The following is a 24,569-nucleotide window of genomic DNA, read 5'->3' on the forward strand; positions in this document are numbered from 1 at the left end:
CATCTAAATGCGTGAAGAACCCATATTCCCTACATGGAGGTCTCACCTGCTACCGCCCGGTACTTCGAGGAACTCGTAGCCGGGCTTGAGTCCGCGATGCAGTTCGCCGCTGCTGCACGGGCCCGCGGGATCGATCCAAGGACGGAGATCGAGATCCCGGTGGCAAGCGACCTCGCCGACCGTGTGGAGGCGCTCCTCGGTTACAAGGGTATCGCGGCGCGGATACGGGAGCTCGAGCAGGAGATGTCCCGCGAAGAGGCGGCGCTCCGCATCGGCGACGATTTTGCAGCACGAAAATTCGGCGAGACCACGCCGGAGGAGATCCTCGACCACGCCATCCGGGGAGCGATGGCGCTCCTGACCGAAGGCGTGGTGGCCGCCCCGACAGAGGGGATTGCGAAGGTCAGCCTCGGGAAGAACGACGACGGGACGGACTACCTGAAGATCTACTACGCGGGTCCCATCCGGAGCGCCGGCGGGACGGCGCAGGCGCTCTCGGTGCTGGTAGGCGATTACGTGCGCCAGGCGCTCGGGATCGGCCGCTACATCCCCCGGCCTGAGGAAGTGGAGCGCTATATCGAGGAAATCCGGCAGTACAACAACATCATGAGCCTCCAGTATCTCCCGAGCGAGAAGGAGCTCCGGATGATCATCGAGAACTGCCCGGTCTGCATCGACGGCGAGCCGACCGAGCAGCAGGAGGTGAGCGGCTACCGGAACCTGGAGCGGGTGGAGACGAACACCGTCCGGGGCGGGATGGCGCTCGTCGTCGCGGAAGGGCTGGCCCTGAAGGCCCCGAAGGTCCAGAAGAACGTCCGGAAGATGAAGATGGAGGGCTGGGACTGGCTTGAGGAACTGATCAGTGGCGGTCCGAAGAGCGACGACGACGATGCAAGTGCCGCGATCAAGCCGAAAGACAAGTACATCCGCGACCTGATCGGCGGGCGGCCGGTCTTTTCGTATCCGATGCGCAAGGGCGGGTTCCGGCTGCGCCTCGGCCGGGCGCGGAACACCGGGTTTGCGGCTGCGGGCTTCAACCCGGCGACGCTGCACATCCTCGGCGACTTCCTCGCGGTCGGGACGCAGATGAAGGTCGAGCGCCCGGGGAAGGCGGCGGGGGTCGTGCCGGTGGACTCGATCCAGGGGCCGACGGTCAAACTCAGGAGCGGGGAGGTGCGCCGGGTGGACGACGCGGCGGAGGCCCGGCGGCTTGCCGGCCAGGTGGACGAGATCCTGGACGTCGGCGAGATGCTGGTCAGTTTTGGGGAGTTCATGGAGAACAATCATCCCCTGATGCCGCCGGCCTACTGCGAGGAGTGGTGGATGCTCGAGGGCGGGGCGCGGCACCCGGAGAACGAGCTTGAGGCGATCGAGTTCGCGCTTGACGGGGTTCCGCTCCATCCCGACTACACCTACATGTGGGACGACGTCGCCCCGGCCGATATCGCCCACCTTGCAGAAGCGGTCAGCACCGGCGGAAGGGTCGAGGACGGGGTGCTGATGATCCCGAACACTGCGGAGGTGAAGGCGATCCTCGAGGAGCTCCTGGTGCCCCACCACCTCTCGGGGGACCGGCTGGCGATCCGCGAGCATCTGGTGTTCCTCGCCTGCCTCGGCCTGACGCTGCAACTTACGAAGCGGCCGGCGTGGCAGGACGCCCCGATGGAGAACTCGCTCGGCCTCGTGATGCACCTCTCGGGTTTTTCAGTCCGCTCGAGGGCGGGCACCCGTATCGGCGGCCGGATGGGGCGGCCGGGGAAGTCGAAGCCGCGTGAGATGCGCCCGCCGCCCCACTCGCTCTTCCCCATCGGGGACGAGGGCGGCGCCCGCCGGTCGTTCCAGGCGGCCTGCTCCTCGAAGCCCCGGTCGAATACGGACGGCGGGGTGATCGAGGCGGAGGTCGGGGAACGGCACTGCCCCGCCTGCGGCGCCTTCACCTACAAGAACCTCTGCGAGTGCGGGGCGCACACGAACCCGGTCTTCCGGTGCCCGAAATGCGGCAAAGACGTCGGGCAGGACGTCTGCCCCCGGTGCAACGTGGAGACGGTCTGTCTCCAGAAGGTCACGATCAACGTGAAAAGCGAGTATTCGGCGGCGATGGAGAGCCTCGGGGTGCGCGAGTCCTCGGTCGCGCTCTTAAAGGGCGTGAAGGGCCTGATCTCGCGTGAGCGGCCGGTGGAGCCGATCGAGAAGGGGATCCTCCGGGCGCTGCAGAACCTTTATGTCTTCAAGGACGGCACCGTTCGCTACGATATGATTGACCTTCCCCTGACTCATTTCCGGCCGGACGAGGTTGGCGTCCCCATCGAGCGGCTCCGCGAACTTGGCTACACCCACGACACCTACGGCCGGGAACTCGTCTCGGAAGACCAGGTGCTCGAACTCCGCCACCAGGACATCCTGGTATCGGAGGGCTGCGGTGAGTGGCTGGTCCGGGTGGCGAAGTTCGTCGACGACCTCCTGGTGCGGCTCTACGGGCTCGAACCGTTTTATAAGGCGGAAAAACCTCTCGATCTCGTCGGCCACCTCCTGATGGGGCTTGCCCCGCACACGAGCGCCGGGGTTCTCGCCCGGCTGATTGGGTTTTCGAAGGCGCCGGTCGGCTACGGCCACCCGTTCTTCCACGCGGCGAAACGGCGGAACTGTTTCTCCGGCGATACGGAGATCACCGTCTCCGACGGCCGGCGGTGGATGTCGCTGCCGATCCGGCAGTTCGTGACGGAGAACTTCGATATATCGAAGCCGGGGATCGATCACGTCGGGACGTTCTACTCCGATCCCCGCCAGCCGTTCTACGTCCGGAGCATCGACCCGCAGGGGAAGACCAGCCTGAAGAGGGTGACTTCGGTCTCCGTCCACCGCGCCCCGGCGCACCTGATCCGGTTCGTAACAAGGCGGGGGCGGGTTCTTTCGGTGACACCCGACCACGCGATGCTGGTCTGGGACACCGATTACCTCCGCAAGATCAAGGGGCTCGAGGTCGCGGTCGGCGACCGCGTCCCGGTGGAGGAGGGCGGGCTTGTCGTGGCGGACGAGGTCGTCTCCCGTGAGACCGTGCAGGCGCTCGATGACCGGGTCTACTGCCTGACGGTCGCCGATAACCATACCCTGGTCGCAAACGGCATCTTCTGTGGACAGTGCGACGGCGACGAGGACTGCGTGATGCTCCTCCTCGACGGCCTGATCAACTTCTCCCGGGCCTATCTCCCCGAGACCCGGGGCGGGACGATGGATGCGCCGCTCGTCCTGACCACCCGAATCGACCCGGCGGAAGTCGACAAGGAGAGTCTCAACGTCGACGTCTGCGACCACTACCCGATCGAGGTCTACAACGGGTGTCTTGCCTATGCCCATCCAAAAGACCTCGACGACTACGTCGACCGGGTGGAGCGGCGGCTCGGGACGCCGGCGCAGTGTGAGGGGTTCCTCTTTACTCACCAGACCTCGAACATCTCGGCGGGGCCGCTCGAGTCGACCTACACGAAGCTCGGCTCGATGCTCGACAAACTTGATGCGGAACTTGACCTCGCAAAGAAGATCCGGGCGGTGGACGAGGACGACGTCGCGGAGAGGGTCTTGAACACCCACTTCATCCGCGACCTCCAGGGCAACCTCAACGCGTTTTCCAAGCAAAAGGTCCGGTGCATGAAGTGCAACGCGAAGTATCGGCGGATGCCGCTTGCGGGGAAGTGCACCCGCTGCGGGGGGCACGTCATCCCGACCGTCCACGAGGGTTCGGTGAAAAAGTACCTGGAGATGTCGCGCAACATCTGTGCGACCTACGCGATATCGGACTACACGAAGCAGCGGGTGGAGGTGCTCTTCATGCAGATCGAGTCCACCTTCGGCCAGCCCCCGGAGAAGCAGCTCGGGCTCGCGGATTTTATGTAGAGGGGCTGGAGGGCGCCGGAGGCCGTGCCGGGATCGTGTCTTCGTCCGGCGGGGCCGGCCGCCATCAAGCTCATTACTTTAGAGGTTCAAGAGGTACAGGCGCGAGTGTTACCGAGAGGCCAAAGGTGATCGACTCAAGATCGATTCTCGAAGGAGTTCGCAGGTTCGAATCCTGCCACTCGCATTCTGGTTTGTCAATACCTCTTGCAGGGCCAGGCTTTTTTCCACATGCTCTGTATCACTCCATCTCGTGCCGATTCGTTTTGGAGCGTCAACCCCTCGCCCTGGTTGCCCACCCGGAACTACCCGTCCTCGGTCTGCAGTGCGGGGCAGAAGTTGCAGATCGAGAACGGGACTTCCTTTTCGCGGTCACGGATGATACAATAAAAAGACCCATTGTGCTCTTCGACCCGAAACCCTCCCGGGAACGGCATTCCCACCGGGTGACCCGGGCGGTCGAGCACGAAGATCGTAAATGCCGAGACCAGGTAATAAAAGGCCCGATGTCGGGGTGTATTCCGAAACGGGATCCGTTCCGGAGATTCATCCCGCCGGAAGCATCCATCGGGAATCATATTGCAGAACTCAACGAACGTTGCACGATCGGTGATCGGTTCGGTCATTGACCGGAACCGGCCCGACCGGTGCATGGCGAGAAGCTGGTGGTGAGTGCCGAATAACTGCTCGGTGATGAAGGGGTGCACCTGTTTCCGGTAGGGATCGGGCAGCCGGATAATCTCCGCGTGCAGCCGCCCCCCGATGATCTGAAGATCCATGAGCGAGTAACGACTGACTTCTTCGGCGAGGAGCAATCCGAGATCTCCCTTTGTTACCGCGGTCGCCATCCGCCGGGCCATTTGATGGATTGTACCCGTCTCTTCCTCTGCCGTGATTGGATCGAACTCCTTCCAGTATGGGTATACTGGTGATCTTCCATTAATCTGGTGGATGTTGACAGCAGTTGCTGTCACTCTGCTGAAAACTGCTGTCATTGTCTGGATCCCCGCAGCCGGACCGTGACCTCACATCCGCTGGCCCCATTCGCAGCAGCGTTGTAGAGGCAGATCGCGAGGTATGTCTCCTTGAGTCCGGGGCCGGCCTTCCCGGGGATCTGTTCAGGGGGCCAGATTCCTGAACTACTAATTTAGTAGAAGTTAGTAGTTCGTTAGTAGTTCGCGGCAGCGATGCCCGGGGAAGGCGCAACAGGAGCCTCCCCGGCACGTCCCACCACGATCCGGAGAACCATAAGAGAGGCCCGGGAATATAGTGAGCTTAAACATTGAGCCTTTTGCTGCCCTCATGACGCAAGCATTTTGCGTCTTGTACAGTTCGTTGTATCAGCCCTTAAGTGAAAAAACGGTTTGAAATTCCGGGAGGCTCACTTTATCTTTTTCTCGAGCTTCTTGAGTTTCTTCTTGGCGGCCTGGCTACCTGCAGCCGCCTGCTGCGCGAGTTCTTCTGCCTTGGCCTTCTTTGCTCTGTTTAGTTTCTCCATTTGTTTCTTGCTCGTCGGCATATAGTAAACCTCGCTACGTCTTTGAATGGTTCTATTTGCCGTTTTTCACCATATACATATGCCTATCGTTGTACCAGCCAGAAAAACTCCGGGTAAATCAAAAATCGGCCAGTTCAACAGATATAGGGGCCGCCGCTCCCGGCCCGGAAAACCGCCTCTCCGAACCTGAAGAACCGCTCCCGACCGGGGTTGATCTTCACTTGGGAACATTCCCGGTGACCCGGCACACCGGGAGCGGGGATACCTTCGCTGACATTTGTGCAAGAAATGCTTGTATAATTCCCGCCCCCGTCATGCACCGATGATACGGTTGTGGGGCCGGGAAATGAGTGCAGCAACCTGCTGCACAAATACCACGCCCGGGTGTTTCCGTGCAAAACAGAGGGGTGGAATTGAGGAAACGTCAAAGGACGTTCAGGGGATCAAGGTGGGCCTCCCTGCGGGGAAAAAAGGATAGACTACCCGATATAATTCAGTTCTTCGCGGCCCCGGGCTTCTTCGGCTTCCCGGATCTTCGCGATGATCTGTTCCATGTTCTCGGCGCGCTGCTGCAGGGAGGTGTGATCGACCTCGATCCCGAGCATGCGGGAGAGAATTGCAAGGAGGTTGTCGGCGCTTTTTGGGTCGACAATGTAGCCGCTCGTCTCGCCCATCAGGCAGATACCCTCGATTCCCCGCGCCTCACCGAGGCCGAGCAGGAGCCCTGAGGCCCCCACGATCATCCCATCGCCCCCGGCGTTCTCAAACGATCCTCCTGCGCCCTCCACCTCGGAGCGGAGGTGCTCCATGTTGACGGCGGAGAGCACCCTCGGGTTCTCGACCAGGTGGCCGACACCATAGCCGCCGAGCGCGTAAACCCGCCGGACGCCGAGGTCTTGTGCGATGTCGAGGTACCGCTCGGCCAGGATATAGTGGCCTTCGGCCGAGTTGCTCTGAAAATCTCCCACGAGGAAGAGAATCGCTTTCCCGTCCTTCTCAGAGCGGTAGATCTCGTTGTTGACGAGGTGCGTGATTCCCCACTCGTCGACGATCACCTGCGGTGGGAAGTGGAGTGAGGAGATCTCTCCTATCTTCTCACCCTTGAGCTCGTGGATCAGATGTTCGGCAACGAGTTTACCGACGTGCCCGATGCCGGGCAGCCCCTCGATCAGGACCGGGGCGTCGATGTTATCATCTCGCAAAAAGGTTATTGTGACGTGTTCCATCTGCGTACGGTCCTCCTGTAGCTACCGTACCTATCCTCGGGTGAAAAACGTGCCGGATGGGCCGGCCGGCACGAGCGGCCGCAGACCGGGCAGACCGGAGAGAGCGTGTACCTCCGATCATGCGGGCAGCGGCGAATACGGTTACTCATATGGTCTTATCCGGCCTTCTGCTTCCGGATAAACTTGCCGGACCCACCCGCCCGTTCGACGACGCCGACGGCGGCGCTTGCCGCCTTCTCGATCGCCTTCTCGGCTTCCTTATAATCAGGTGCGGTCACTTTTATCCGGTATTTCGGGGCTCCAACGTAGATCAGGTCGATATCTACATTCTCAACCTTCGGCTGCGCACTCCGGAGTGCACGGCGGATGACATTGACGCCGTCGGGCCGGGCCGACGTCAGGACGAGGTGCCCCGTGATGGTCACCCTTGAGACCTTCACGTTCTCGTTCGCGATGTTGATGAGCGCCTCTTTGACCGGCTCATCGAGTTTCAGTTTATCCGCCGCCTCGCCGCCGGTGGTGACAATATCCTCGAAGGCCGGGTACAGCTGGCTGTATTCGCGGTGTATGGCCTCCTCGATGATCTCCCTGTCCGCTCCCGACGCCTCGGAGGCGAACCCGACCCACTTCGCGGCCTTCTGCTCGTTCTTCCACTCGTGAATCTTTTCGCGCCGCTGATGTTCATTAACGTCTTTTAACGAGAGATCGATGTGGCCACGGTCGGGGTCCACATTCAGGACTTTGCAGACGACTTTCTGTCCTTCTCGTACGTAGTCCCGGATGTGTTTAATCCAGCCCCGTGCTATCTCGGATATCGGTATAAGCCCTCTTCGCTCGTTGTACTCATCCAGGGTCACGAACGCCGCAAAGTCCTTGACGTCCGCGACCGTGCAGACAACGAGTTCTCCGTCTTCGGGCCACTCTCTCTCATACATGGAATTATCACTCAAGTACTGCCAGTATATCAGCCTTTATATCAGCTTTTCCGCCGTGGGGCTCTGCAAGGATACGCCCGCAGACGTTGCACTCCACAACGCTACTCGCCCTCTCAAAGACTATCTGTTCGTTCTCGCAATCGGGACACTTTACCCGGAGGAATGTGCTCCTGTTCTCTCTGTTCACCCGGACCATAATAACCTCACTCCGTAAGCTCGAATTTACCGATCCGGAATCCCGGTCGGAGGTGCGACTTTCCACAGACCGTGCACCGGTACTTCACGTTGATCTTCTTCGTCGGCTTGTCGCCGCCGGGCACCTTGTTGAATTTGCCCATGTTGCCCACCGTGCTCCTGCGCGCTTTCTGGCGGTCGATCCAGTTAAAGTGGCGAACTTTGCCCTTCTTTACCTTCACAACTTCATGCGTCTGATGGTTTCTGCAGAATGGGCAGTATGTCTTGAATTTTGATGGCATTTTCATGATAGTAGCCTCTATTCGATAGATACGAGTACCTATATTACTTGTTAAGCCTAATATTTAAGGCTATGTCGCGCTCACAGAGCACGTCTGCATTGTTTTCCGGCAGGGTGACAATATCCCCCCGCCCCAATGCGTAGGTCCTGCCGTCCACTCCCATGAACGACTCCATTTCGGAGAGGATATGCACGAGGGCGTAGGGGGATTGGACCGGCTGGGGAGCAGCGGCGGCTGCCGGCCCCTCCGGCCCCAGGGCCTCGTCGGCCTGGTCGATCCGGTCGATGGCGGCTGCACCTTCGCCGCCGAAGGGACACTCCACCCCGTGGACGAGCGTCTCCCGGCACCCCTCGATGGCGTCGACGATCTGTTCGTACATCGCCCGCTCCGCCGGGAGCATCTTGCGTGCCTCTTCCTTGTCGAAGTACTGCCCCTCCATCTGCTGAAATGCGAGATCGAGGATCTGCCGTGTCCGAACCGAGAAGATCTCCTGCACGGTCTCGGTGACACTCCCTATCTCCTCGATGAGCAGGCTCCCCGCCCGGCTCTCGAGGGGATTTTTCAGGCCGTAGTAGTCCGCCTTGAGCTTCTCGATGTATGCCCGGGCATCCTCGTAGAGGCCGGGCTCGATGTGCGAGAGCCGTCCCGTGTGCTGCATGTCGAGCAGCATCTGCCGCAGTTTCTCAAGAAGGTCGGTGGTCATCACGCACCTCCCGTGATCTCTGCCATGCCCCGGCAACAGAGGAAGACCGCGAGCGCCTCGGGGACATGCTGGACACCTGCCTTGAGGGTATAGGTGTTCCCGAGCAGGGACGTGGTGAAGTTTGCCTTCACGTCGAGGCGCACGTCGCGGTCGCCGAAGACCACCGCGTCCACGAGCGGGTCGAAGTCCGCGAAGTCGCGGATATCGAGCGGCACCACCCGCATGCCGCTGCCGCCGTGCAGCGACCCCGGCGTCCGGATCAGCCGCTTGATATCGGTCGTGACCGGCTCGTCCGCGCGTGCCCCGGCGCCCCGGAGCCTCTCCTCGAAGTCGGGCGCGGCCGTGATCGCCCGGATGACTCGATTCTGCAGGAGGCCATCCGGCTTTTTCCTGGAGAGAACATCGAGGTTCGCGAGGAACTCCGCGGCAGTCCGCTTCCCGATACCGTCGAGTCCCGCAAGGTAGGCCGCCGCCTCCGCCGGATCGAGATCCGCAAGCCAGGAGAGGTGGGCCAGGAGGGTTTCTGCGTAACGCCGCCGCCACCCGGTCTCGCCACCCCCAGGGGTCAGCATCACACCCGGGTCGAGCCCGATGCCGCAGACATAGTCGACGATCTCACGCCGCTCCTGGCTCCCCCATCCCCGAACGGCGATGTCGGTGATGTGGATGTGGTAGCCACGCCCCCCGGAGAAAGCAAGCCGGATATGGTTCCGTGCAAAGCCGAGTTCGTCGGTCAGCATCCCGAGCAGTTTTTCGGTCTCCTCTTTGACCCGGGCAAGCATCATCGCGTAGGGACCGCGGACGATGTGATCGGCATCGAGATCGAATATGAGGTCGGCACCTGCCCAGTGCTTCTCGTTCATCGTCGGCGCCGACGGCGTCTGGTAGTAGGCCGTCGAGTAGTAGACGTGGGCGGGAACCAGGTTTTTGACATATGCGCCGAGTTCCAGCGGGTCGGTAAACGCCATATGCCGACGCATCCTGACTTCGGCCGCGGCATCAAAGAAGACAAAACCCCATTCGCGCTGCTCAAGGGAGGACGGAACGGTGAGATTCTGCCTCTGGTAGTACTCGGTGAACCTCTGCTTCACAAACTCGAGCGTCGCGGGTCTCATGGGAACGTCTTGATCATATATGGGCCCACTCGTTCATATCCCTGTTTCCTGTAGTAGGGCCGCACCCCGACACCGCTCATCACCGCGAGGTGCCCGTAACCGTGGTCGCGGGCCTCCTCCTCGGCCGCGGAGAGGAGTTGCACGCCGAAACTGCGGTGCTGCCACTCGTCGGCGGATGCCGGGGTGCTGATCGGGACCACGCTTCCGTAGACATGGAGCTCGCGCAGGAGCGCCGCGTCGGTAAGTTCGTCGCGGAATGGCCGGTGCGGGAACCGGAGCCGGGCGAACCCGACGAGAGCGTCCTCTGAGCCCGCCTGGATGAACCGCTCCTCCCCGCCGCACGCCCGGTAAACCCGGGTCGAGATCGTCGCCTCCTCGGGTTCGGGCGTCCTCCCCACCTCCCGGCAGCGGATGCACCGGCAGCGCCCCCCCTGCGCGTGGAGCCGCGCTTCCGCAAGTTGCCGGAAGTTGCTGTGCCGCGAGCCTGCGACGATCAACTTAGCCGGGATATCCCGCTGGACCCGCTGGAGGCGGACATACTCCGGGAGGAGGGACTTCGCGTAGGCGACGAGATCGATCAGTTCCTCTTCGTTGTAGGGCAGATACTCCCCCCGTTCCCAGAGCGCCTCGATCTCGGAGGCGGGCGTCACCAGGGTCGGATAGATCTTCAGGAAGTCCGGCCGGAACCGCTCATCGGAGAAGAGGGCCTCAAACATCCGCCGGTCGTCCTCCATGCTCGCCCCGGGGAGGTTCGGCATCATGTGGAACCCGACCTTCAGCCCTGCGTCACGCAGGAGGCCGTTCGCCATGACCGAGTCCGCGACCGAGTGGCCCCGGCGGTTGTAGTCGAGGATCCGGTCGTCCACGTGCTGGACCCCGAGTTCCACCTTGGTCACGCCCATCGAAAGCATCCGGTTGATATGCTCCTCCCGGCACCAGTCCGGCCTCGTCTCGAAGGTGGCGGCGACGCACCGGACCCTTGCAGATTCGTTCGCGGCAAAGATCGCCTCGAGTTCGGGTTTCTCCTGCGCTATCCCGGCCTGTGGATAATCGTTCATCGCCTGCACGGCGGCCCCGACGAACCACTCCTGGTATTCGACCGGCCGGGCGGTCATCGTCCCGCCCATCACGATCAGTTCCGCCTTGTCGACGTGGTGGCCGAGCGCCTCAAACTGCCCGAGCCGGGCCTGCACCTGTTCGTAGGGGTCAAACGCGTGCTCTCTCGCCCGGAGCGCCGCGGGCTCCTCTCCCGTGTAACTCTGGGGGGACGCGAAGGGGTGCTCCGGCCCGCCGGGGCAGGGGAGGCATTTGCCGTGGGGGCAGGGGTGGGGCGAGGTCATCACCGCAACGGGTGCGACCCCGGAGAGCGTCCGCGTGGGTTTGACCAGGAGAAGCGGCCGGAGCCACTCGCGCTCCTCGGACGTGGCTGCGGCGAGGACAGCGGAGTTCCTGGGCATATCGACGCTGTACTCCCGGCATACGCTGAGTTTAATCTTCTGAATGTCGACAGGGCCGGGTCCGGTAGAAAGGATGCGGGAGATGATCTCCCGGAGAGTTTCGGTATTGTTCATCGTTTAGTGTTCGGTTGCAATCCGTTCGGAGTGAAAATCGGCGTGATATTCGATGTAGGGATTGTGGTGAGCCCTGATGTGGTGGACGATCTCGTCGCCCAGAGTAAGAATAGCCTTTTTATGCGTTACCTTATTCTTATGGATGTGGACGGGTGAGATGTGGAGAGCGTTGTACTGGTCGGTTGGGACATCCTCTCCCGTGGTACTTTCATAGTACTTTCTGACGTGGACTAACAGCATGTGTAAGTGGAGCAGCTCTTCCTTTTGCACGATATCACCTTTCCTCGAAGAATACTACTGTCCGCGGGTAGATATAATTTGTTGGTGATCTTTTTATATGCACAGGATGCGGGCGGTCGGAGCGTTCATCGGGCTTGCAATCGGCGACGCATTGGGCGCGCCCCTGGAAGGCCTCCCTCCGGCCCCTATCACCGTAACGGAGATGTCAGGAGGTGGCATCCACAACACCCTTCCGGGCCAGTATACCGACGATACCCTGCAGGCGTCAGCCCTGGCGCGGACCCTCATCGAGTGCGGGGGTTTCAACCCGGATGACTTCGCCCAGCGTCTGGTTTTGGTTTACCACGCCCATCCGAAGTTCTTCGGGCCGACGTCCCGTGCCGTCCTCGATCTCGTCGAGGGGGGTGTCGCGCCCACTGTCGCCGCAAGGATGGCGCACGAGGCGCGGGGCGGGAGCCGGAGCAACGGGAGCGTCATGCGCGGTATCCCGGTCGGCGTCTTCTACCCGCCACAAGAGGTGCGGGAGGCGAGCCTCGCTGCGTCCCGCGTGACGCACTTCGACCCCGCCGCCGGCGAGGCCTCGGGGTTCGTCAACCGGATGGTCAGCGGGATGTGCCGGGGGGAAGAGGCTCCCGTGGCCTTCGGCCGGGCGCTTGCCGCCTGCGAGGATCAGGAACTCCGTGGACTCCTCGAAGACTACCGTGCATACCCGCCGGAGCCGTCGCTCGACGCCGTCCTCTGCACCCACTGCGCCGTCAGGGTCTTCATGGACGCTGTCTCCTTCCGCGAAGCGGTGGTCGCGGCGGTCAATCTCGGGGGGGATGCCGATACCGTCGGGGCGATCGTCGGCGGGCTCGCCGGGGCACGGTTCGGGTGCGAGGCGATTCCTCTCTCGTGGCTCTCGACGCTCCAGGACCGGGAGGATCTTCTTGACCTCGCCCGGCGGCTCGCCCGGGTGAGCCGGGCATAGGGCTTCGGGGAACCTGATGGTTCTCTACCCATTTCCTTCAGAATCAGAATCGGGTGCCCATAGCCCCTGCCCCCGGAGTAAAATAAGCCCATGAAGTGCGTTAGATCTCCCTTTGCAAATCCTCTCACAGTATCTCCTGCAATTTCCTCCGCCGTCTACAGAGCATGTATCCTCTGCATTGGTAGCGGCCTCGCGCCGGAAGCGCGGGGAGACTCTGGAGAAGAGCCGTGCACGGTTGCTCACTAGATATCGCCATGACTGCCCCTTCCAGTGCGGGAGGAGGAGAGGTTACAAAGGAGAGCCATATGCGATGGAGACAGGGGAGGGGGGCTCGCCCCCCTCCCCGTCGGCCCCACCCCCGATGGCGATATCCCCACGGTCCACTGCATGGGGAGATGCCGGGAGAAGGATGGTTCCCCTGCTCGTTTCCGAAAGCACGGCTTTCCTCCGGCTATCGCCACGCACTGCCCCTGCCCCCGGGAGGGGGCGGGGGAGGAGCGCCGAAGGCGCGGGCGGAGTGGGGGTTGCCGAAGAAGGGCATAGGGGTATTCCCCGCCCCTCGCGAACCCTTTCGTAAATTCCCCTGCAACTCCCATCGCCACCTTGGCGGAGCATCCGCCGCGATCTGGATGAGGGGTTGAGAAAAATACCAGAACAGGTACAAGCGAGGTCTCGCAAAGAGCGTCAGGCCGGCCGGAGTTCCACCAGTTTCAGGGGGCGGCCCCGCTCGCAGACATCGGGAGCGTTGCCGAGCACCTCCCCGACGACGTACTTCTCCCCCTCGATGATGCCGTCGGGGCGGCAGAGCCGGTAACTCCGGCATTCGGTTCTCGGGCAGGAGAACTCGTAGCTGATCCTCGAGTTCGCGATCGCCATGTCGGCGCTGACCAACGCGACGATGGGGGCCTCCACCACATCGACCGCGACCGCCGCCTCGTGGTGGACCGGGCAGTCGTGCCGGGTGTTTGCACGGACAGTGGTGACCCGATACCGCTTCCCCGGCTGCAGGTTGTGGCAGACCTTGCGCACCTTGCAGCCTTCGCACTCCGTACACGTGATGCCTTCGTAGACGAAATCAAGCCCCGGCTTTGCGAGTCTTGCCCCGATCAGCGTCACCTTTGTCTTCTCTTTTGCCATGTTGTCTCACTCCCGGTAGAGCATCTTCACCAGATCCCGTGCCGATTCGCTGGTCAGCCCCATATCCAGTATGGTGAACCGTTCCGGTCGGATCGTTTTAGCGGCGAGCAGCGCCGCAACCGCCGTCTCGTCGTCGACCCCGATCTCGGCGGGGGTGGTCGGTGCGCCGATCTTTCGTAAGGAACCGCGGATTGCCTTCCAGTCGCCGCCGTGGAGGTACATCGTGATGATGGCCCCGATACCGCACTTCTCCCCGTGGAGACCCTTTCCCGGTGCGAGCTGCTCCAGCGCGTGGGAGAACTTGTGCTCGCCGCCGCTGCCGGGCCGCGACGACCCCGCGATGCTCATCGCGACGCCTGAGGAGACCAGCGCTTTCGTCACGATCCAGGCGCTCTTCTCGGAGTGCGGTTTGATGAGATCAGCGTTCTTGAAGAGGATCTCGGCGGTCATCCGGGAGAGTGTCAGCGCATACTCCGAGAGCGGTTCGCCCCGGAGACGGTGGGAGAGCTCCCAGTCGAGGATTGCGGTGTAGTTGGCGATGATGTCCGCACACCCGGATGCCAGCAGCCGGTGAGGCGCCGATGCAATGATGGCGGTATCGGCGACGACGGCGACGGGCGGTTCGGCGGCGAGCGAGACATTCCCCTCGGGGGTCGGGACCGAGGCCCTCGACGAGGCGATGCCGTCATGCGATGCGGCGGTCGGGACGCTGATGAAGTGGCGGTCGGTGTTGTAGGAGGCGATCTTCGCTGTATCGATAACCCGGCCGCCGCCGACACCGATGACGAACCCGGCCTCTGCCGCCGCCGCCTCGGCCCGCCGGATCGCCTCAAGGGGATCGCCAACGTTTGCCGCAAACGTCGCGACGTCGTAGGAGCCGGAAAGGAGTGCCTCGACCTTCTTCCCGGCGATGTCCCTGGTTTGGCCTCCCGATACGATGAGCACAGAGTCGCCGAGCGCAAGGTCTTCGCAGACAGCCGGGATCTGCTCGATGACGTCGTGGCCGATGACGACGTCACGGGGGAGCTGCATCCATTTGGACTTGTCGAAGACCTTGGTTCTGAGTAGGTTTATGCGGTCTGCGCTCATTTAGATCAGGTAATGATTAGGGAGTTCCTCTACAAATATTACATAGATCCCATCCGTTACGGCGAGGCGTATACGCTCGTCGATACGCTGACCTATGCCCTGATCCTCATCGTAGCGGTCTACCTTGTCTATCGGGGGCTCCGCCGGTATAAGATAGGTATCGATGACGAACTGGTGCTTGCAACTCTCCCCTTCGTCGTCCTCGGCGGGCTTCTCCGGGTCGTCGAGGATACCGGGATGATCACCTCGGACTTCCGGTTCCTCCTGATCACGCCCCTGATCTTCTTCTCGATCTTTGGGGTTGCGATAATCGCCCTCTTTGCCGGGAAAATCGCGGAGAACGCCGGGCTTGTCAGGCGCTACAGCCGCCTCTACGCGGGGGCGGGGATCGCCGCCTGCCTTCTTGCCACAGCGGCGCTTGCCTGGTTCGGCCTCACCGAGACGAGGATCGCGCTCGACGTCCTCGCCGCCATCCTCGCCCTCGCGGCCGCCTCGTCGCTTGCCCTCTGGGTGCTCCTCGTCCACGGCCTTAAATGGGACTACGCCTCACACATCCTCTACAAACTCCTCATCTTCGGCCACATGCTGGACGCGAGCGCCACGAGTTACGGGATCGACATCCACCCCGTCGGCTACGTCGAGCAGCACGTCGTGGGTGCGGCCCTGATCGATGCGACCGGCACTGCCTTCTCGATGTTCCTCCTGAAGTTCGCGGTGATCGTCCCCGCCGTCTACGTCCTCGAGATGTACCGACGGGAGGGAAGTTCCGACCTCTGGCACCTGATCCTGCTCGCCATGATCGTCGTCGGCATGGCGCCGGGGATACGCGATCTGGGACGGATGGTGCTCTATGTCTGAAGGCTCGCTCGTCCGGGCAACGGGTCTTGCGGCTGTCTTCTTCGCCGTCTCGATCGGCTTCGGCGTCGCTGCCGTGTTCCGCGACCCGGGCGTAGGCGCGGAGGTCATGGCCCTTTTTTCCGAACAGGTCGTAGCCGGGCTCCTCTCCGACTCCCCGGCGGTCCTTGCGGTCAAACTGTTCTTAAACAACCTCAGTACCTGCCTCCTCCTCTTCCTCGGGGGAGTCTCTCTCGGCGTGGTCACGGTGCTGATCCTCTCGGTCAACGGGCTTTTGATCGGTGCAGTGACGGAACTCGTGCGGCAGCAGCAGGGTATGCTCTACATTGCGGCGGCGCTCCTGCCGCACGGCATCTTCGAGATCCCCGCCTTCCTCATCGCGGGGGGCCTCGGCCTCCTCCTCGGGCGGGAGGTCATTGCCGAATGGCACGGCAGCGGTGATGCCGCTGCAGGAGCCCTGCCTCTCGCCCGCCTCTTTCTCCGGGTCGTCGTCCCGCTTCTCGCGGTTGCCGCGGCCGTAGAGGCATTTATTACGCCGGCAATCCTAAGTATGATAGCTTAGAGCGGCAGATCAACAGTTTTTGAGGTACGAGACGGATGGAAGAAGATACAGGAGCACTCCCCCGGAAAGAGAATTTTTCCGAGTGGTACAACGAGATTCTCTGGCGAGCCGAGATCATGGACGTCCGTTACCCGGTCAAGGGACTGTACGTCTGGTATCCCCATGGGTTCGGCATCCGGAAACGTGCATACGGGATACTCCGGGACCTGATGGACCGCGACCATGCAGAGACGATGTTCCCGCTCCTCATCCCGAAGACCGAGTTCATGAAGGAGGCTGAGCACATCAAGGGATTCGAGGACGAGGTCTACTGGGTCACCCACGGCGGCAGGAACGAACTCGACGTGCCGCTCGCTCTCCGGCCCACAAGCGAGACCGCCATTTATCCGATGTATTCGCTCTGGATCCGGTCCCATACAGATCTGCCCTTAAAACTCTACCAGGTCGTCAATACGTTCCGCTACGAGACGAAGCACACCCGCCCGCTCATCCGTCTCCGGGAGATCACGTCGTTTAAGGAGGCGCACACCGTGCACGCGACGTGGGAGGAGGCGGCGGCGCAGGTCGAGGTCGCGCTCGGCCTCTACCGGGAGTTCTACGACAGCCTCCGGGTGCCGGTGATCGTATCCCGCCGTCCGGCCTGGGACAAGTTCCCGGGCGCCGATTACACCATCGCGGTCGATACCGTCATGCCCGACGGTAAAACGCTCCAGATTGGGACGGTGCACATGCTCGGCGACCACTTCTCCCGCACCTACGCCATCACCTACGAGGACGCGAACGGGGAGCGGCAATACGCCTACCAGACCTGCTACGGCATCTCCGAGCGGTCGATTGCGGCCGTCATAAGCGTGCACGGCGATGATAAGGGGGTCGTCCTCCCCCCGGAGGTTGCGCCTATTGAAGTCGTCATCGTGCCGATCATCGTCGGGAAGCGGCGCGACGAGGTGCTCGCGGCGGCTACGGTGCTTGAAGAGGAGTTCAGGAACGCCGGATTCGCCGTGAAACTGGATGCGCGGGAGATGCGCCCGGGCGCGAAGTACTACCACTGGGAGATGCGCGGCGTGCCGCTCCGGGTCGAGGTCGGACCGCGGGATATCGACGCGAACACGGTCGTCGCCGTCACCCGGAACGGCAAGAAGACCACGCTTGACAGGCGCGGTGTCGTCGAGGGCGTCTGCTCCATCCTTGCTCAGTTTGGGGAGGAACTCTCGCAGACGGCACGGCAGGCGATGGCCGGCCGGATCACGACGGCGTCGAACCTGGAGGAGGCCGCCGAGGTGGTGAAGAACGGGGTTGCGGTCGTCCACTGGTGCGGATCGCAGGAGTGCGCAGAAAAGATTGAGGCGGCGGTGGATGCGAGCATCATCGGCTCCGAGATCCGCTCGGACCTGATCGCCGTCTCGGACGGCCCGTGCATCGCCTGCGGCGGGAACGGGACGTCGGCTCTGGTTGCCCGGACCTACTGATCAGCAGGACGGGCAGGTATACGTTTTTACGTGTTCGGGGGACGAGATGTCACCCGATATCGTCGCTTTTCCGCCAAGGAAGAATATCTTCCCGCATTTTTCGCATCTCTTCGGGAGCAGCCGCTCCCAGCGGCTCATTGGAACTTCCAGAGTGAATTGCATCTTCTCCGCGTCGGCGGGGTTGCACTGGGTGAGCTCCTCATACCGGGAGAGGATCTGCATGACCTGAAGCGGGTTTGCTCCTTCGCTGCAGAACCGCTTAAAGACATAGAACTGGAATATCATCCACCCGAGATCGGAGCGCTCGATGGTCTCCTCGTATTCGCTGCACGCTCCATCGTCTTCATCGAGGGAATACCCGCAGAGGGGGCAGCGCCCACCCACGAGTTCGTCCAGGAAGACCTCTTCATGGCAGCTAGGACAGGTGGTGTGGGGGGTATGCATTCTGGAAGTCATGATTATACTGGCCTCATACTTTTTACTCTTCCAGGGCAGCAGGCGGGCCCGCGTGCCTTCTGAAAGCATTCCACGCGAAATCGCGCGGTCTGTACGATTGTCGTGAGGTTTACTACGTATTGCGTTCAAGGTACTCTTATACGTGTCGAATGGGGCCGAAGGATCTCCTCTCGATAGGGGATCCTGTGGGGGCCCCTGCCGTTATCCTTTCTCCCTCGCATATCTCAAATACCTCAAATCAGCCTTATTCTCCTGATTAGGGCCGACGACGCACAATTTTTTATAGTTTGGCGCGCCACTCTGCGCGCATGGCATCTCCCGCGGCATCTGAAGTTTACATCATCGACGCATCGGATCGTTACCACGCTGTTGAAACGCTCTGGCACGAGATTGGCCTTCCTTCCTTCGAGGGTAAGACTGTTGCGGTCAAAGCGAACTTCAACAGCGACGACCCGTTCCCCGCGACGACTCATCCGGATATGCTGGAAGCGATCCTCGGCCAGGTCCGCGATGCCGGGGCCCAAACGATCCGGCTCGGGGAGCGGAGCGGAATGGGGGAGACCCATGCGGTGCTGGAGAACCGGGGGGGCACGGAGATAGCGGCACGGGCGGGAGCGGAGGTGACGGCGCTCGACGCCCTCCCCCCGGCGGGGTGGGAGGCGGTCCCGCCGGACGGTCTCCACTGGAAGCGCGGGTTTCTGGTTGCCCGGCTCTTCCGGGAGGCCGATGCAGTGGTCCAGACCTGTTGCCTGAAGACGCACCGGTTCGGCGGCCACGTCTCCCTCTCTCTGAAGAATATGGTAGGGGCCGTGGCGGCGAGGAACCCCGGGGACGGCTACAACTACATGGCGGAGTTGCACTCGTCACCGCACCAGAGGCGGATGGTCGCCGAGATCAACCGGTTTGTTCCCTGTGCTGTCGCCATCATGGACGCGACGGAGGGGTTCTCGACCGGGGGGCCCGAGCGGGGCACCCGTATCGCCCCCAACGTCATCCTCGCGAGCACCGACCGGGTCGCTCTCGACGCTGCCGGGATCGCGCTTCTCCGGCACTACGGCTCGACGCCGGAGGTGATGCAGGGCCGGATATTTGCGATGGACCAGATTGCCCGGGCCGTGGAGCTCGGCATCGGCGTTAGGTCGGCCGCGGATCTCCGGCTCGTCGCGCTCGACTCCGAGAGCAAAGATCTGGTCCTTGATATGCGGCGGATCCTGGACGAAAGCACCTGAAGGTCAGAAGAAGAGGTGCTCGAGCAGGATCCGAAGACCGATCCCGACGAGGATCACCCCGCCGACGAGCCCTGCCTTCCGCCCGATGATTCGGCCGAACGAGCTCCCCACAAGCACGCCGGCGACGGAGAGGGCGAAGGTCACGGCGCCGATCGTGGCTGCGGGCCAGAGGATGGCGGTATCCAGCACGGCAAACGAGACGCCGACCGCGAGCGCGTCGATACTCGTCGCGACGGCGAGCAGGAGGAGGGTAGCCGCGCTCCCGGCGGCGAACTGCACGCTCCCGCCGTCCCCCCGCACCGCTTCGAGGATCATCTTCCCGCCGATCAGGGCAAGCAGCAGGAAGGCAATCCAGGGGCCGTAAGTCCCGACGAACGAGGCGAGCCCCATCCCCCCGAGCCATCCGAGCACCGGCATCCCCGCCTGGAACCCGCCGAAGAGCGCTCCGGCAATGACAGCCCACCGGACCCGCCCCTCCCGCAGGGTGGCGCCGCCGCTGATTGAGACGGCAAACGCGTCCATCGCGAGGCCGACGGCGATGAGGAGGGTCGTCGCAAACTCCATTGCTTCCGGAGATCTTCGACACGGTGCCGGATAACGCTATGGCCCGGCGGATGCTATAAAACGCTGGAGTGCCCTACCGATACGGAGAGATGATACAGATGAGCACGCAAACGATCGGCCTCATCCAGACGGCGGTGAGCGAGGATGCCGACCGCAACCTGGAACACACCCTCGAGGCGGCGAGAGCGGCGATCGCGAAGGGTGCGCGGATCCTCTGCCTGCAGGAACTCTACCGCGCCCGCTACTTCCCGCAGTACGAGAATACAGACGCCTCTCTCTACGCTGAGACCGTTCCGGGCCCCTCGACCGAAGCGTTCTCGGCGCTCGCCCGGGAGCATGGCGTGGTGATCGTCGTGCCGATCTACGAGCGGACTGCATCGGGCGAGCACTACAACACCGCGGTGGTGATCGATGCCGACGGGCGGCTGCTCCCCGCCTACCGGAAGGTGCACATCCCCTACGACCCGCTCTTCTACGAGAAGAACTACTTCCGGCCCGGTGACCGCTATCGGGTCTACGATACCCGGTACGGCCGGATTGCCGTGCTCATCTGTTATGACCAGTGGTTCCCGGAGGCAGCGAGGGCGGTTGCGCTGCAGGGCGCGGAGATCATCATCTACCCGACTGCCATCGGCCGGATCATCGGCGAGGAACCGCCCGAGGGCGACTGGCGGGAGGCGTGGGAGACGGTGCAGCGCGGCCACGCGATAGCAAACAGCGTCCACGTCGCCGCCGTCAACCGTGTGGGCGACGAGGGGGATATCCGGTTCTTCGGGAGTTCGTTCGTCGCCGACGCGTTCGGCAACGTCCTTGCCCGGGCGAGCGAGACCGCCGAAGAGGTTCTCGTCGTCGAGGTCGACCTCGCGGGAAACGAGGCCGTCCGGGAGGGCTGGGGCTTTTTTTCGAACCGGCGGCCGGAGACCTACAGGGCGCTCACCCGGCGGTTCCTGCCGGGCAAGACACCACAGGCGCTCGGCTACCGCATGCCGGCGGAGTGGGAGCCGCATGATGCCGTCTGGCTCGCCTGGCCCCACGACCGCGAAACGTTCCCCGACCTTGCTGCGGTCGAGCGGGCTTACGTCGAGATCGTTGCGGCGCTTCGCGGTTCCGAGGCCGTCGACCTGCTCGTCACCGACGAGAAGATGCAGATCCGGGTGAAGGCGATGCTGGAGGAGGAAGGCATCGATACGGGCGGTATCAGGTTCCATCTCGCCGATTATGCCGACGTCTGGTTCCGGGACTACGGGCCGACGTTCCTGGTCAACCCTAAGACCGGGAGCCTCGCGATGGTGAACTGGACGTTCAACGCCTGGGGGGAGAAATACACGGAACTCATGGGGGATACCCGGATCCCGCTCGCCATGAACCGCGAGATGGAACTCCCGCTCTTCACCCCCGGGATCGTCCTCGAGGGCGGTTCGGTCGAGGTGAACGGGTGCGGCACGGTGATCACGACGGAAGCGTGCCTCTTAAACCCGAACCGGAACCCGCACCTCTCCCGGGAGGAGGTCGAGGCATACCTGGAGGCCTACCTCGGCGCCGGCCACGTCATCTGGCTAAAGCAGGGCATCGCCGGCGACGATACCGACGGTCACGTCGACGATATCGTTCGGTTCGTAGACGAGCGGACTGTTCTCTGCGCCGTCGAGGAGAACGAGGACGACGAGAATTACGCCGTCCTGCAGGAGAACCTCGCGATCCTCCGGTCGTCGACCGACCAGGACGGCAACCCCCTCCGGGTCGTTCCGCTCCCCATGCCGGGGAGGGTCGGCGGCGCGAAGAGGCTGCCGGCGAGTTACGCGAACTTCTATATCGGGAACTCTGTCGTGCTGGTGCCGGTTTTTAAGCATCCGAACGACGAGGTCGCCATAAAAAGGGTCCAGGGGTTCTTCCCCGATCGGGAGGTCATCGGGATCGACTGCACGGCGATGGTCGATGGTCTCGGCGCGATCCACTGCATCAGCCAGCAGCAGCCGTCGGCAGGAGAAGCCGGAGCACGACCGGAGCAATAAGATACGTTGCGGTGCTCCGGGTGATGCCGGCGGCGGCGATTGCGATGGCCGGGACGGCGGGGACGACCATCACCCGCTGCTTTCCCCTGACGATATGGGGGCCCGGGCCGAAGGTCTTCGAGTCGCGAAAAAGACGCGAAGTTCATGTGCCCGTCGGCACTTCGGTTCACACCTCCCCTTCGCGTCTTCGCGCGGGACCGTCGTCTGGCATCCGTGACTTCAATTATCCCCCGGAACGGGCCGTCCCACCGGCATGAGGTAGAGCGGTGTCGTGTTCTCCGGGAGCGCGAGGACCTCCCTGACACCGTCCTCGTCGAACGCCCCGATGACGACGGTGGCGAGATCGATCGCCTCTGCCTGGAGGTAGACGTTCTCTGCGGCGTGCCCGGCCTCCATGGAGACATAGCGCATCCCGCGTTCGCCGTATTTCGCGGTCGTCCGCTCGGGAACCGCGGCAATGACGACCGTTGCCGGGGCGTCGGCAACAGAGGTCTGGTTGACGGCCGCCGCCTGCAGCGCGGCCCGCCGGTCGCCTGCGTCGACCTGAACGAGCAGGTGTTCTCCCGGCCGGTAATGATAGACCCCCGGCTCGAGGTCCATGACGCTGCCGGCGACGAGGTAAACCTCCAGTGGATAGAGGCCCCCGGCAGAGGGGGCGGTCCGGTAGCCCCGATCATCCGTGACCCCCTGCGCCGCCCAGAGGACCTGCCCGGCGTCGTCGAGCGTCAGCGGCACTTCGGCGTAGACCCGGACCGACCTCCGCGCCGAGAGTGCCTCCTCGACGGAGACGTCGCCCTCGGTGCGGGGCTCCGGAAGGGTGACGGCGCCTTCCGATGGCGGTGCCGGCGTGTTGTTCCCGTCCGGTGCCGGGGTGCCTGCGCACCCGGCGGCGAGCACCGCTACTGCCAGCATTGCCACGGCAACGGAGATGGTGCGGTGATTCTTCCTGTCCATGGTGCCGGGCTTCTTTCCCGGGTTCATGAAAGTATCGGCGCACCCCGCCCCTACCGCTTCTTCTTCCGCCGGCGGCTCCCGGCGGACGAGAAGGGGAACTTCACGAAGTCCCGGAGCCCCCCTGCGGGGGAGAAGTTGCGCATATCCCGCCGGACCCCTGAGATGAGTTCGTCGACGACCTCCTGCTCCTTTGCCTCCCCCTCCTCCTGCACCACTGTCAGGCGGTGGAGGGAGTAGAGGCCGAGGATGAAGGCGAAGAGGAAGAAGAACTCCCACTGCTGAATGTCGAGGGTGACAAAGACGAGTTCCTGTACCGGATCCTTCCAGATCAGGGTCCAGATGAGTTCCCGCTCGGCGAAGAAGTCCACCAGGAGCCCGCCCAGGATCGGGGCAACACCGGCGGCGACGGAGTTAGCAAAGGTGCTCGCCGCAAGGTAGCTGGTCGCCTGGCCCTGCGGCGCCATCTTCAGGCTGATGTTTCCCGAAGCGAGCGAGACCCCCGCAAGCGAGATTCCCATCAGGATGTGGATGAGGATGAGCAGCGGGTAGGTCAGGATATAGACGTTCGGGAGGGTGACGAACATCCACGCAAAGATCGCGAGCATGAAAAGCGGGCCGCTCACGGCAAGCACCGACTTGTTGGAGTAGCGGTCGGAGACCCGGCCCCACGAGCGGTAGAAGACGATGTTCATGACCTGGCTCCCGACGCTGAGAGCGACGACGACGGAGATGTCCAGGCCGATCCTCTGCAGCATATAGACCGTGAAGAACGGCGCCGCGAGGTTGACGGCGAAGTTCCATGACCCGAGGAAGATGATGAGGTTCTTAAAGTTGATGTCTGCGAATGGTTTTTTGATCGCGGCGAACAGGCCATCCTCGCCGCCCTCGACGGTCATCCGGGGCTCGGGAGTGCGGGCGATGAACGTGATCCCGACGAGCCCGGCGATGAGCCCGAGGAGGAAGAGGATCGAGTAGCCGTAGGCGGCGAGGTCGGGGAAGGCGATCTCCCACGAGTCGATGAAGAATCCGGCGGCGAGGCTGATGACGAGCGCAATTACCGTGGAGAGGGTCAGCCGGCGGGAGAAGAAGTCCCCGAGCCGGTCCTGCGGTATCAGGTCCCGCATCCAGGAGTTCCACCCGCAGTGGGATATCGCCGAGAACGATGCGTAGAGGCCAATCGACGCGATGAGCATGAATATTCCCTGCCCCGGCGAGAGAAAGAAGGGTATCAGGATGATGGGTATCCAGCAGAGGCGCGCGGCGAACGACGCCGCCACGACCACGAGCCTCCTTTTCCTGACGCGGTTGACGACGTAGATGGCGGGTATCTGCAGGAGTTCTGCGAGTGGCGGGATGGCGGCAACCAGGCCGATGACGGTGTTGGATGCCCCGAGCTGCAGGGCGAAGGCTACGAGGAAGATGCCGCCGGTCAGCGTCACCATCGCCTGGGTGGCAAGGCCGTCCCGGATGACGAGTTTTAAGCCGTGACGGATCTCTTCTTCCGTCAGGCTCTCCTTTGTCTCGAAGATCGTGTGTTGCCTGCGTCCTCTCCTGATGCTCACGAAACCTCTCCCCTCAAAGGATTGCCCGGCGACAGGTGGGATCATTGCCGGACTGCAA

At 62.8% G+C, this 24,569-nt stretch carries 24 protein-coding genes and 1 tRNA gene; 8 read left to right on the forward strand and 17 right to left on the reverse strand.

The window, feature by feature from the left end; genetic code table 11:
- Positions 1-33: 33 nt before the first annotated feature.
- Both HL657_RS06220 and HL657_RS06225 read left to right on the forward strand, forming a co-directional pair.
- Positions 34-3,891, forward strand: a complete 3,858-nt coding sequence (locus tag HL657_RS06220; protein WP_317295963.1) for a DNA-directed DNA polymerase II large subunit — start codon at positions 34-36, stop codon at positions 3,889-3,891.
- A 101-nt stretch (positions 3,892-3,992) separates the two neighbouring features.
- Positions 3,993-4,075, forward strand: a tRNA-Leu gene (locus HL657_RS06225).
- Positions 4,076-4,193: 118 nt separating this feature from the next.
- Here HL657_RS06225 and HL657_RS06230 read toward each other — a convergent pair.
- The 11 genes from HL657_RS06230 to HL657_RS06280 all read right to left on the reverse strand — a co-directional run bounded on the left by HL657_RS06230 (position 4,194) and on the right by HL657_RS06280 (position 11,682).
- A complete protein-coding gene (locus tag HL657_RS06230) occupies positions 4,194-4,862 on the reverse strand; it encodes a DUF2115 domain-containing protein (RefSeq protein ID WP_317295964.1) in 669 nt (222 codons plus the stop codon).
- Positions 4,863-5,269: 407 nt separating this feature from the next.
- On the reverse strand, positions 5,270-5,407 hold the full coding sequence (locus HL657_RS06235) for a hypothetical protein (RefSeq protein WP_276832671.1): 138 nt from the start codon (positions 5,405-5,407) through the stop codon (positions 5,270-5,272).
- A 458-nt stretch (positions 5,408-5,865) separates the two neighbouring features.
- Positions 5,866-6,612 (reverse strand): proteasome assembly chaperone family protein, encoded by a 747-nt coding sequence (locus HL657_RS06240; protein WP_317295965.1) that lies wholly within the window; start codon positions 6,610-6,612, stop codon positions 5,866-5,868.
- Complete coding sequence (locus HL657_RS06245) at positions 6,594-6,761, reverse strand: RNA-protein complex protein Nop10 (protein WP_317295966.1); 168 nt, start codon at positions 6,759-6,761, stop codon at positions 6,594-6,596. Before HL657_RS06245 ends, HL657_RS06240 begins: the two co-directional genes overlap by 19 nt.
- Before the next feature lie 6 nt (positions 6,762-6,767).
- Entirely contained in the window at positions 6,768-7,547 is a 780-nt protein-coding gene (locus HL657_RS06250) for a translation initiation factor IF-2 subunit alpha (protein WP_317295967.1), read from the reverse strand.
- A 7-nt stretch (positions 7,548-7,554) separates the two neighbouring features.
- Positions 7,555-7,743: a 30S ribosomal protein S27e gene (locus HL657_RS06255; protein ID WP_317295968.1), complete on the reverse strand. Its 189-nt coding sequence runs from the start codon at positions 7,741-7,743 to the stop codon at positions 7,555-7,557.
- Between the two features lie 7 nt (positions 7,744-7,750).
- Entirely contained in the window at positions 7,751-8,029 is a 279-nt protein-coding gene (locus HL657_RS06260) for a 50S ribosomal protein L44e (protein WP_317295969.1), read from the reverse strand.
- Positions 8,030-8,066: 37 nt separating this feature from the next.
- A complete protein-coding gene (locus HL657_RS06265; protein WP_317295970.1) occupies positions 8,067-8,726 on the reverse strand; it encodes a hypothetical protein in 660 nt (219 codons plus the stop codon).
- Complete coding sequence (locus HL657_RS06270) at positions 8,726-9,841, reverse strand: DNA primase small subunit PriS (RefSeq protein ID WP_317295971.1); 1,116 nt, start codon at positions 9,839-9,841, stop codon at positions 8,726-8,728. Before HL657_RS06270 ends, HL657_RS06265 begins: the two co-directional genes overlap by 1 nt.
- Entirely contained in the window at positions 9,838-11,412 is a 1,575-nt protein-coding gene (locus HL657_RS06275) for a tRNA uridine(34) 5-carboxymethylaminomethyl modification radical SAM/GNAT enzyme Elp3 (protein ID WP_317295972.1), read from the reverse strand. Before HL657_RS06275 ends, HL657_RS06270 begins: the two co-directional genes overlap by 4 nt.
- A gap of 3 nt (positions 11,413-11,415) precedes the next feature.
- Positions 11,416-11,682, reverse strand: coding sequence for a UPF0058 family protein (locus tag HL657_RS06280; RefSeq protein WP_214020594.1), 267 nt, complete (start codon positions 11,680-11,682; stop codon positions 11,416-11,418).
- A gap of 67 nt (positions 11,683-11,749) precedes the next feature.
- Here HL657_RS06280 and HL657_RS06285 point away from each other — a divergent pair, with 67 nt between their 5' ends.
- Positions 11,750-12,622 carry an ADP-ribosylglycohydrolase family protein gene (locus HL657_RS06285; RefSeq protein ID WP_317295973.1) on the forward strand — a complete coding sequence of 291 codons (873 nt, stop codon included), beginning with the start codon at positions 11,750-11,752 and terminating at the stop codon, positions 12,620-12,622.
- A gap of 684 nt (positions 12,623-13,306) precedes the next feature.
- On the opposite strand, the gene HL657_RS06290 is transcribed toward HL657_RS06285, so the two are convergent.
- Both HL657_RS06290 and HL657_RS06295 read right to left on the reverse strand, forming a co-directional pair.
- Entirely contained in the window at positions 13,307-13,759 is a 453-nt protein-coding gene (locus HL657_RS06290) for a UPF0179 family protein (protein WP_317295974.1), read from the reverse strand.
- Positions 13,760-13,765: 6 nt separating this feature from the next.
- Entirely contained in the window at positions 13,766-14,848 is a 1,083-nt protein-coding gene (locus HL657_RS06295) for an NAD(P)-dependent glycerol-1-phosphate dehydrogenase (protein ID WP_317295975.1), read from the reverse strand.
- A gap of 12 nt (positions 14,849-14,860) precedes the next feature.
- Here HL657_RS06295 and HL657_RS06300 point away from each other — a divergent pair, with 12 nt between their 5' ends.
- Genes HL657_RS06300 through proS form a run of 3 tightly spaced genes read left to right on the forward strand, consistent with a single transcriptional unit; the run spans position 14,861 to position 17,734 of the window.
- A complete protein-coding gene (locus tag HL657_RS06300; protein ID WP_317295976.1) occupies positions 14,861-15,706 on the forward strand; it encodes a DUF63 family protein in 846 nt (281 codons plus the stop codon).
- Entirely contained in the window at positions 15,699-16,265 is a 567-nt protein-coding gene (locus HL657_RS06305) for a stage II sporulation protein M (protein ID WP_317295977.1), read from the forward strand. Before HL657_RS06300 ends, HL657_RS06305 begins: the two co-directional genes overlap by 8 nt.
- A gap of 35 nt (positions 16,266-16,300) precedes the next feature.
- The gene (gene proS, locus HL657_RS06310) at positions 16,301-17,734 is read left to right on the forward strand and encodes a proline--tRNA ligase (RefSeq protein ID WP_317295978.1); all 1,434 of its coding nucleotides are present in this window, start codon (positions 16,301-16,303) and stop codon (positions 17,732-17,734) included.
- Here the strand turns inward: proS and HL657_RS06315 are convergent, their stop codons facing one another.
- The gene (locus HL657_RS06315) at positions 17,735-18,178 is read right to left on the reverse strand and encodes a hypothetical protein (protein ID WP_317295979.1); all 444 of its coding nucleotides are present in this window, start codon (positions 18,176-18,178) and stop codon (positions 17,735-17,737) included.
- 320 nt (positions 18,179-18,498) lie between these two features.
- On the opposite strand from HL657_RS06315, the gene HL657_RS06320 reads away from it, so the two are divergent.
- Positions 18,499-19,419 (forward strand): DUF362 domain-containing protein, encoded by a 921-nt coding sequence (locus HL657_RS06320; RefSeq protein ID WP_317295980.1) that lies wholly within the window; start codon positions 18,499-18,501, stop codon positions 19,417-19,419.
- Between the two features lie 3 nt (positions 19,420-19,422).
- On the opposite strand, the gene HL657_RS06325 is transcribed toward HL657_RS06320, so the two are convergent.
- On the reverse strand, positions 19,423-19,983 hold the full coding sequence (locus HL657_RS06325; protein ID WP_317295981.1) for a manganese efflux pump MntP: 561 nt from the start codon (positions 19,981-19,983) through the stop codon (positions 19,423-19,425).
- A gap of 98 nt (positions 19,984-20,081) precedes the next feature.
- On the opposite strand from HL657_RS06325, the gene HL657_RS06330 reads away from it, so the two are divergent.
- Positions 20,082-21,995: an agmatine deiminase family protein gene (locus tag HL657_RS06330; RefSeq protein ID WP_317295982.1), complete on the forward strand. Its 1,914-nt coding sequence runs from the start codon at positions 20,082-20,084 to the stop codon at positions 21,993-21,995.
- A 219-nt stretch (positions 21,996-22,214) separates the two neighbouring features.
- Here the strand turns inward: HL657_RS06330 and HL657_RS06335 are convergent, their stop codons facing one another.
- A complete protein-coding gene (locus HL657_RS06335; protein ID WP_317295983.1) occupies positions 22,215-22,976 on the reverse strand; it encodes a SagB/ThcOx family dehydrogenase in 762 nt (253 codons plus the stop codon).
- A gap of 23 nt (positions 22,977-22,999) precedes the next feature.
- On the reverse strand, positions 23,000-24,511 hold the full coding sequence (locus HL657_RS06340; protein ID WP_317295984.1) for an MFS transporter: 1,512 nt from the start codon (positions 24,509-24,511) through the stop codon (positions 23,000-23,002).
- Between the last annotated feature and the right edge of the window lie 58 nt (positions 24,512-24,569).

Origin of the sequence: Methanoculleus nereidis (assembly GCF_032944295.1) — an archaeon.
In the GTDB taxonomy this organism is placed as follows: Archaea; Halobacteriota; Methanomicrobia; order Methanomicrobiales; family Methanoculleaceae; genus Methanoculleus; species Methanoculleus nereidis.

Excerpts from the sequence above, each read along its gene's own strand:
- proS (WP_317295978.1), top strand. The coding sequence starts at position 16,301 with ATGGAAGAAGATACAGGAGCACTCCCCCGGAAAGAGAATTTTTCCGAG.
- HL657_RS06235 (WP_276832671.1), bottom strand. The coding sequence starts at position 5,407 with ATGCCGACGAGCAAGAAACAAATGGAGAAACTAAACAGAGCAAAGAAG.
- HL657_RS06300 (WP_317295976.1), top strand. The coding sequence starts at position 14,861 with ATGATTAGGGAGTTCCTCTACAAATATTACATAGATCCCATCCGTTAC.
- HL657_RS06305 (WP_317295977.1), top strand. The coding sequence starts at position 15,699 with ATGTCTGAAGGCTCGCTCGTCCGGGCAACGGGTCTTGCGGCTGTCTTC.
- HL657_RS06295 (WP_317295975.1), bottom strand. The coding sequence starts at position 14,848 with ATGAGCGCAGACCGCATAAACCTACTCAGAACCAAGGTCTTCGACAAG.
- HL657_RS06240 (WP_317295965.1), bottom strand. The coding sequence starts at position 6,612 with ATGGAACACGTCACAATAACCTTTTTGCGAGATGATAACATCGACGCC.
- HL657_RS06220 (WP_317295963.1), top strand. The coding sequence starts at position 34 with ATGGAGGTCTCACCTGCTACCGCCCGGTACTTCGAGGAACTCGTAGCC.
- HL657_RS06265 (WP_317295970.1), bottom strand. The coding sequence starts at position 8,726 with ATGACCACCGACCTTCTTGAGAAACTGCGGCAGATGCTGCTCGACATG.
- HL657_RS06320 (WP_317295980.1), top strand. The coding sequence starts at position 18,499 with ATGGCATCTCCCGCGGCATCTGAAGTTTACATCATCGACGCATCGGAT.
- HL657_RS06255 (WP_317295968.1), bottom strand. The coding sequence starts at position 7,743 with ATGGTCCGGGTGAACAGAGAGAACAGGAGCACATTCCTCCGGGTAAAG.
- HL657_RS06335 (WP_317295983.1), bottom strand. The coding sequence starts at position 22,976 with ATGAACCCGGGAAAGAAGCCCGGCACCATGGACAGGAAGAATCACCGC.
- HL657_RS06245 (WP_317295966.1), bottom strand. The coding sequence starts at position 6,761 with ATGAGTAACCGTATTCGCCGCTGCCCGCATGATCGGAGGTACACGCTC.
- HL657_RS06260 (WP_317295969.1), bottom strand. The coding sequence starts at position 8,029 with ATGAAAATGCCATCAAAATTCAAGACATACTGCCCATTCTGCAGAAAC.
- HL657_RS06325 (WP_317295981.1), bottom strand. The coding sequence starts at position 19,983 with ATGGAGTTTGCGACGACCCTCCTCATCGCCGTCGGCCTCGCGATGGAC.
- HL657_RS06330 (WP_317295982.1), top strand. The coding sequence starts at position 20,082 with ATGAGCACGCAAACGATCGGCCTCATCCAGACGGCGGTGAGCGAGGAT.
- HL657_RS06270 (WP_317295971.1), bottom strand. The coding sequence starts at position 9,841 with ATGAGACCCGCGACGCTCGAGTTTGTGAAGCAGAGGTTCACCGAGTAC.
- HL657_RS06315 (WP_317295979.1), bottom strand. The coding sequence starts at position 18,178 with ATGCATACCCCCCACACCACCTGTCCTAGCTGCCATGAAGAGGTCTTC.
- HL657_RS06290 (WP_317295974.1), bottom strand. The coding sequence starts at position 13,759 with ATGGCAAAAGAGAAGACAAAGGTGACGCTGATCGGGGCAAGACTCGCA.
- HL657_RS06285 (WP_317295973.1), top strand. The coding sequence starts at position 11,750 with ATGCACAGGATGCGGGCGGTCGGAGCGTTCATCGGGCTTGCAATCGGC.
- HL657_RS06275 (WP_317295972.1), bottom strand. The coding sequence starts at position 11,412 with ATGAACAATACCGAAACTCTCCGGGAGATCATCTCCCGCATCCTTTCT.
- HL657_RS06250 (WP_317295967.1), bottom strand. The coding sequence starts at position 7,547 with ATGTATGAGAGAGAGTGGCCCGAAGACGGAGAACTCGTTGTCTGCACG.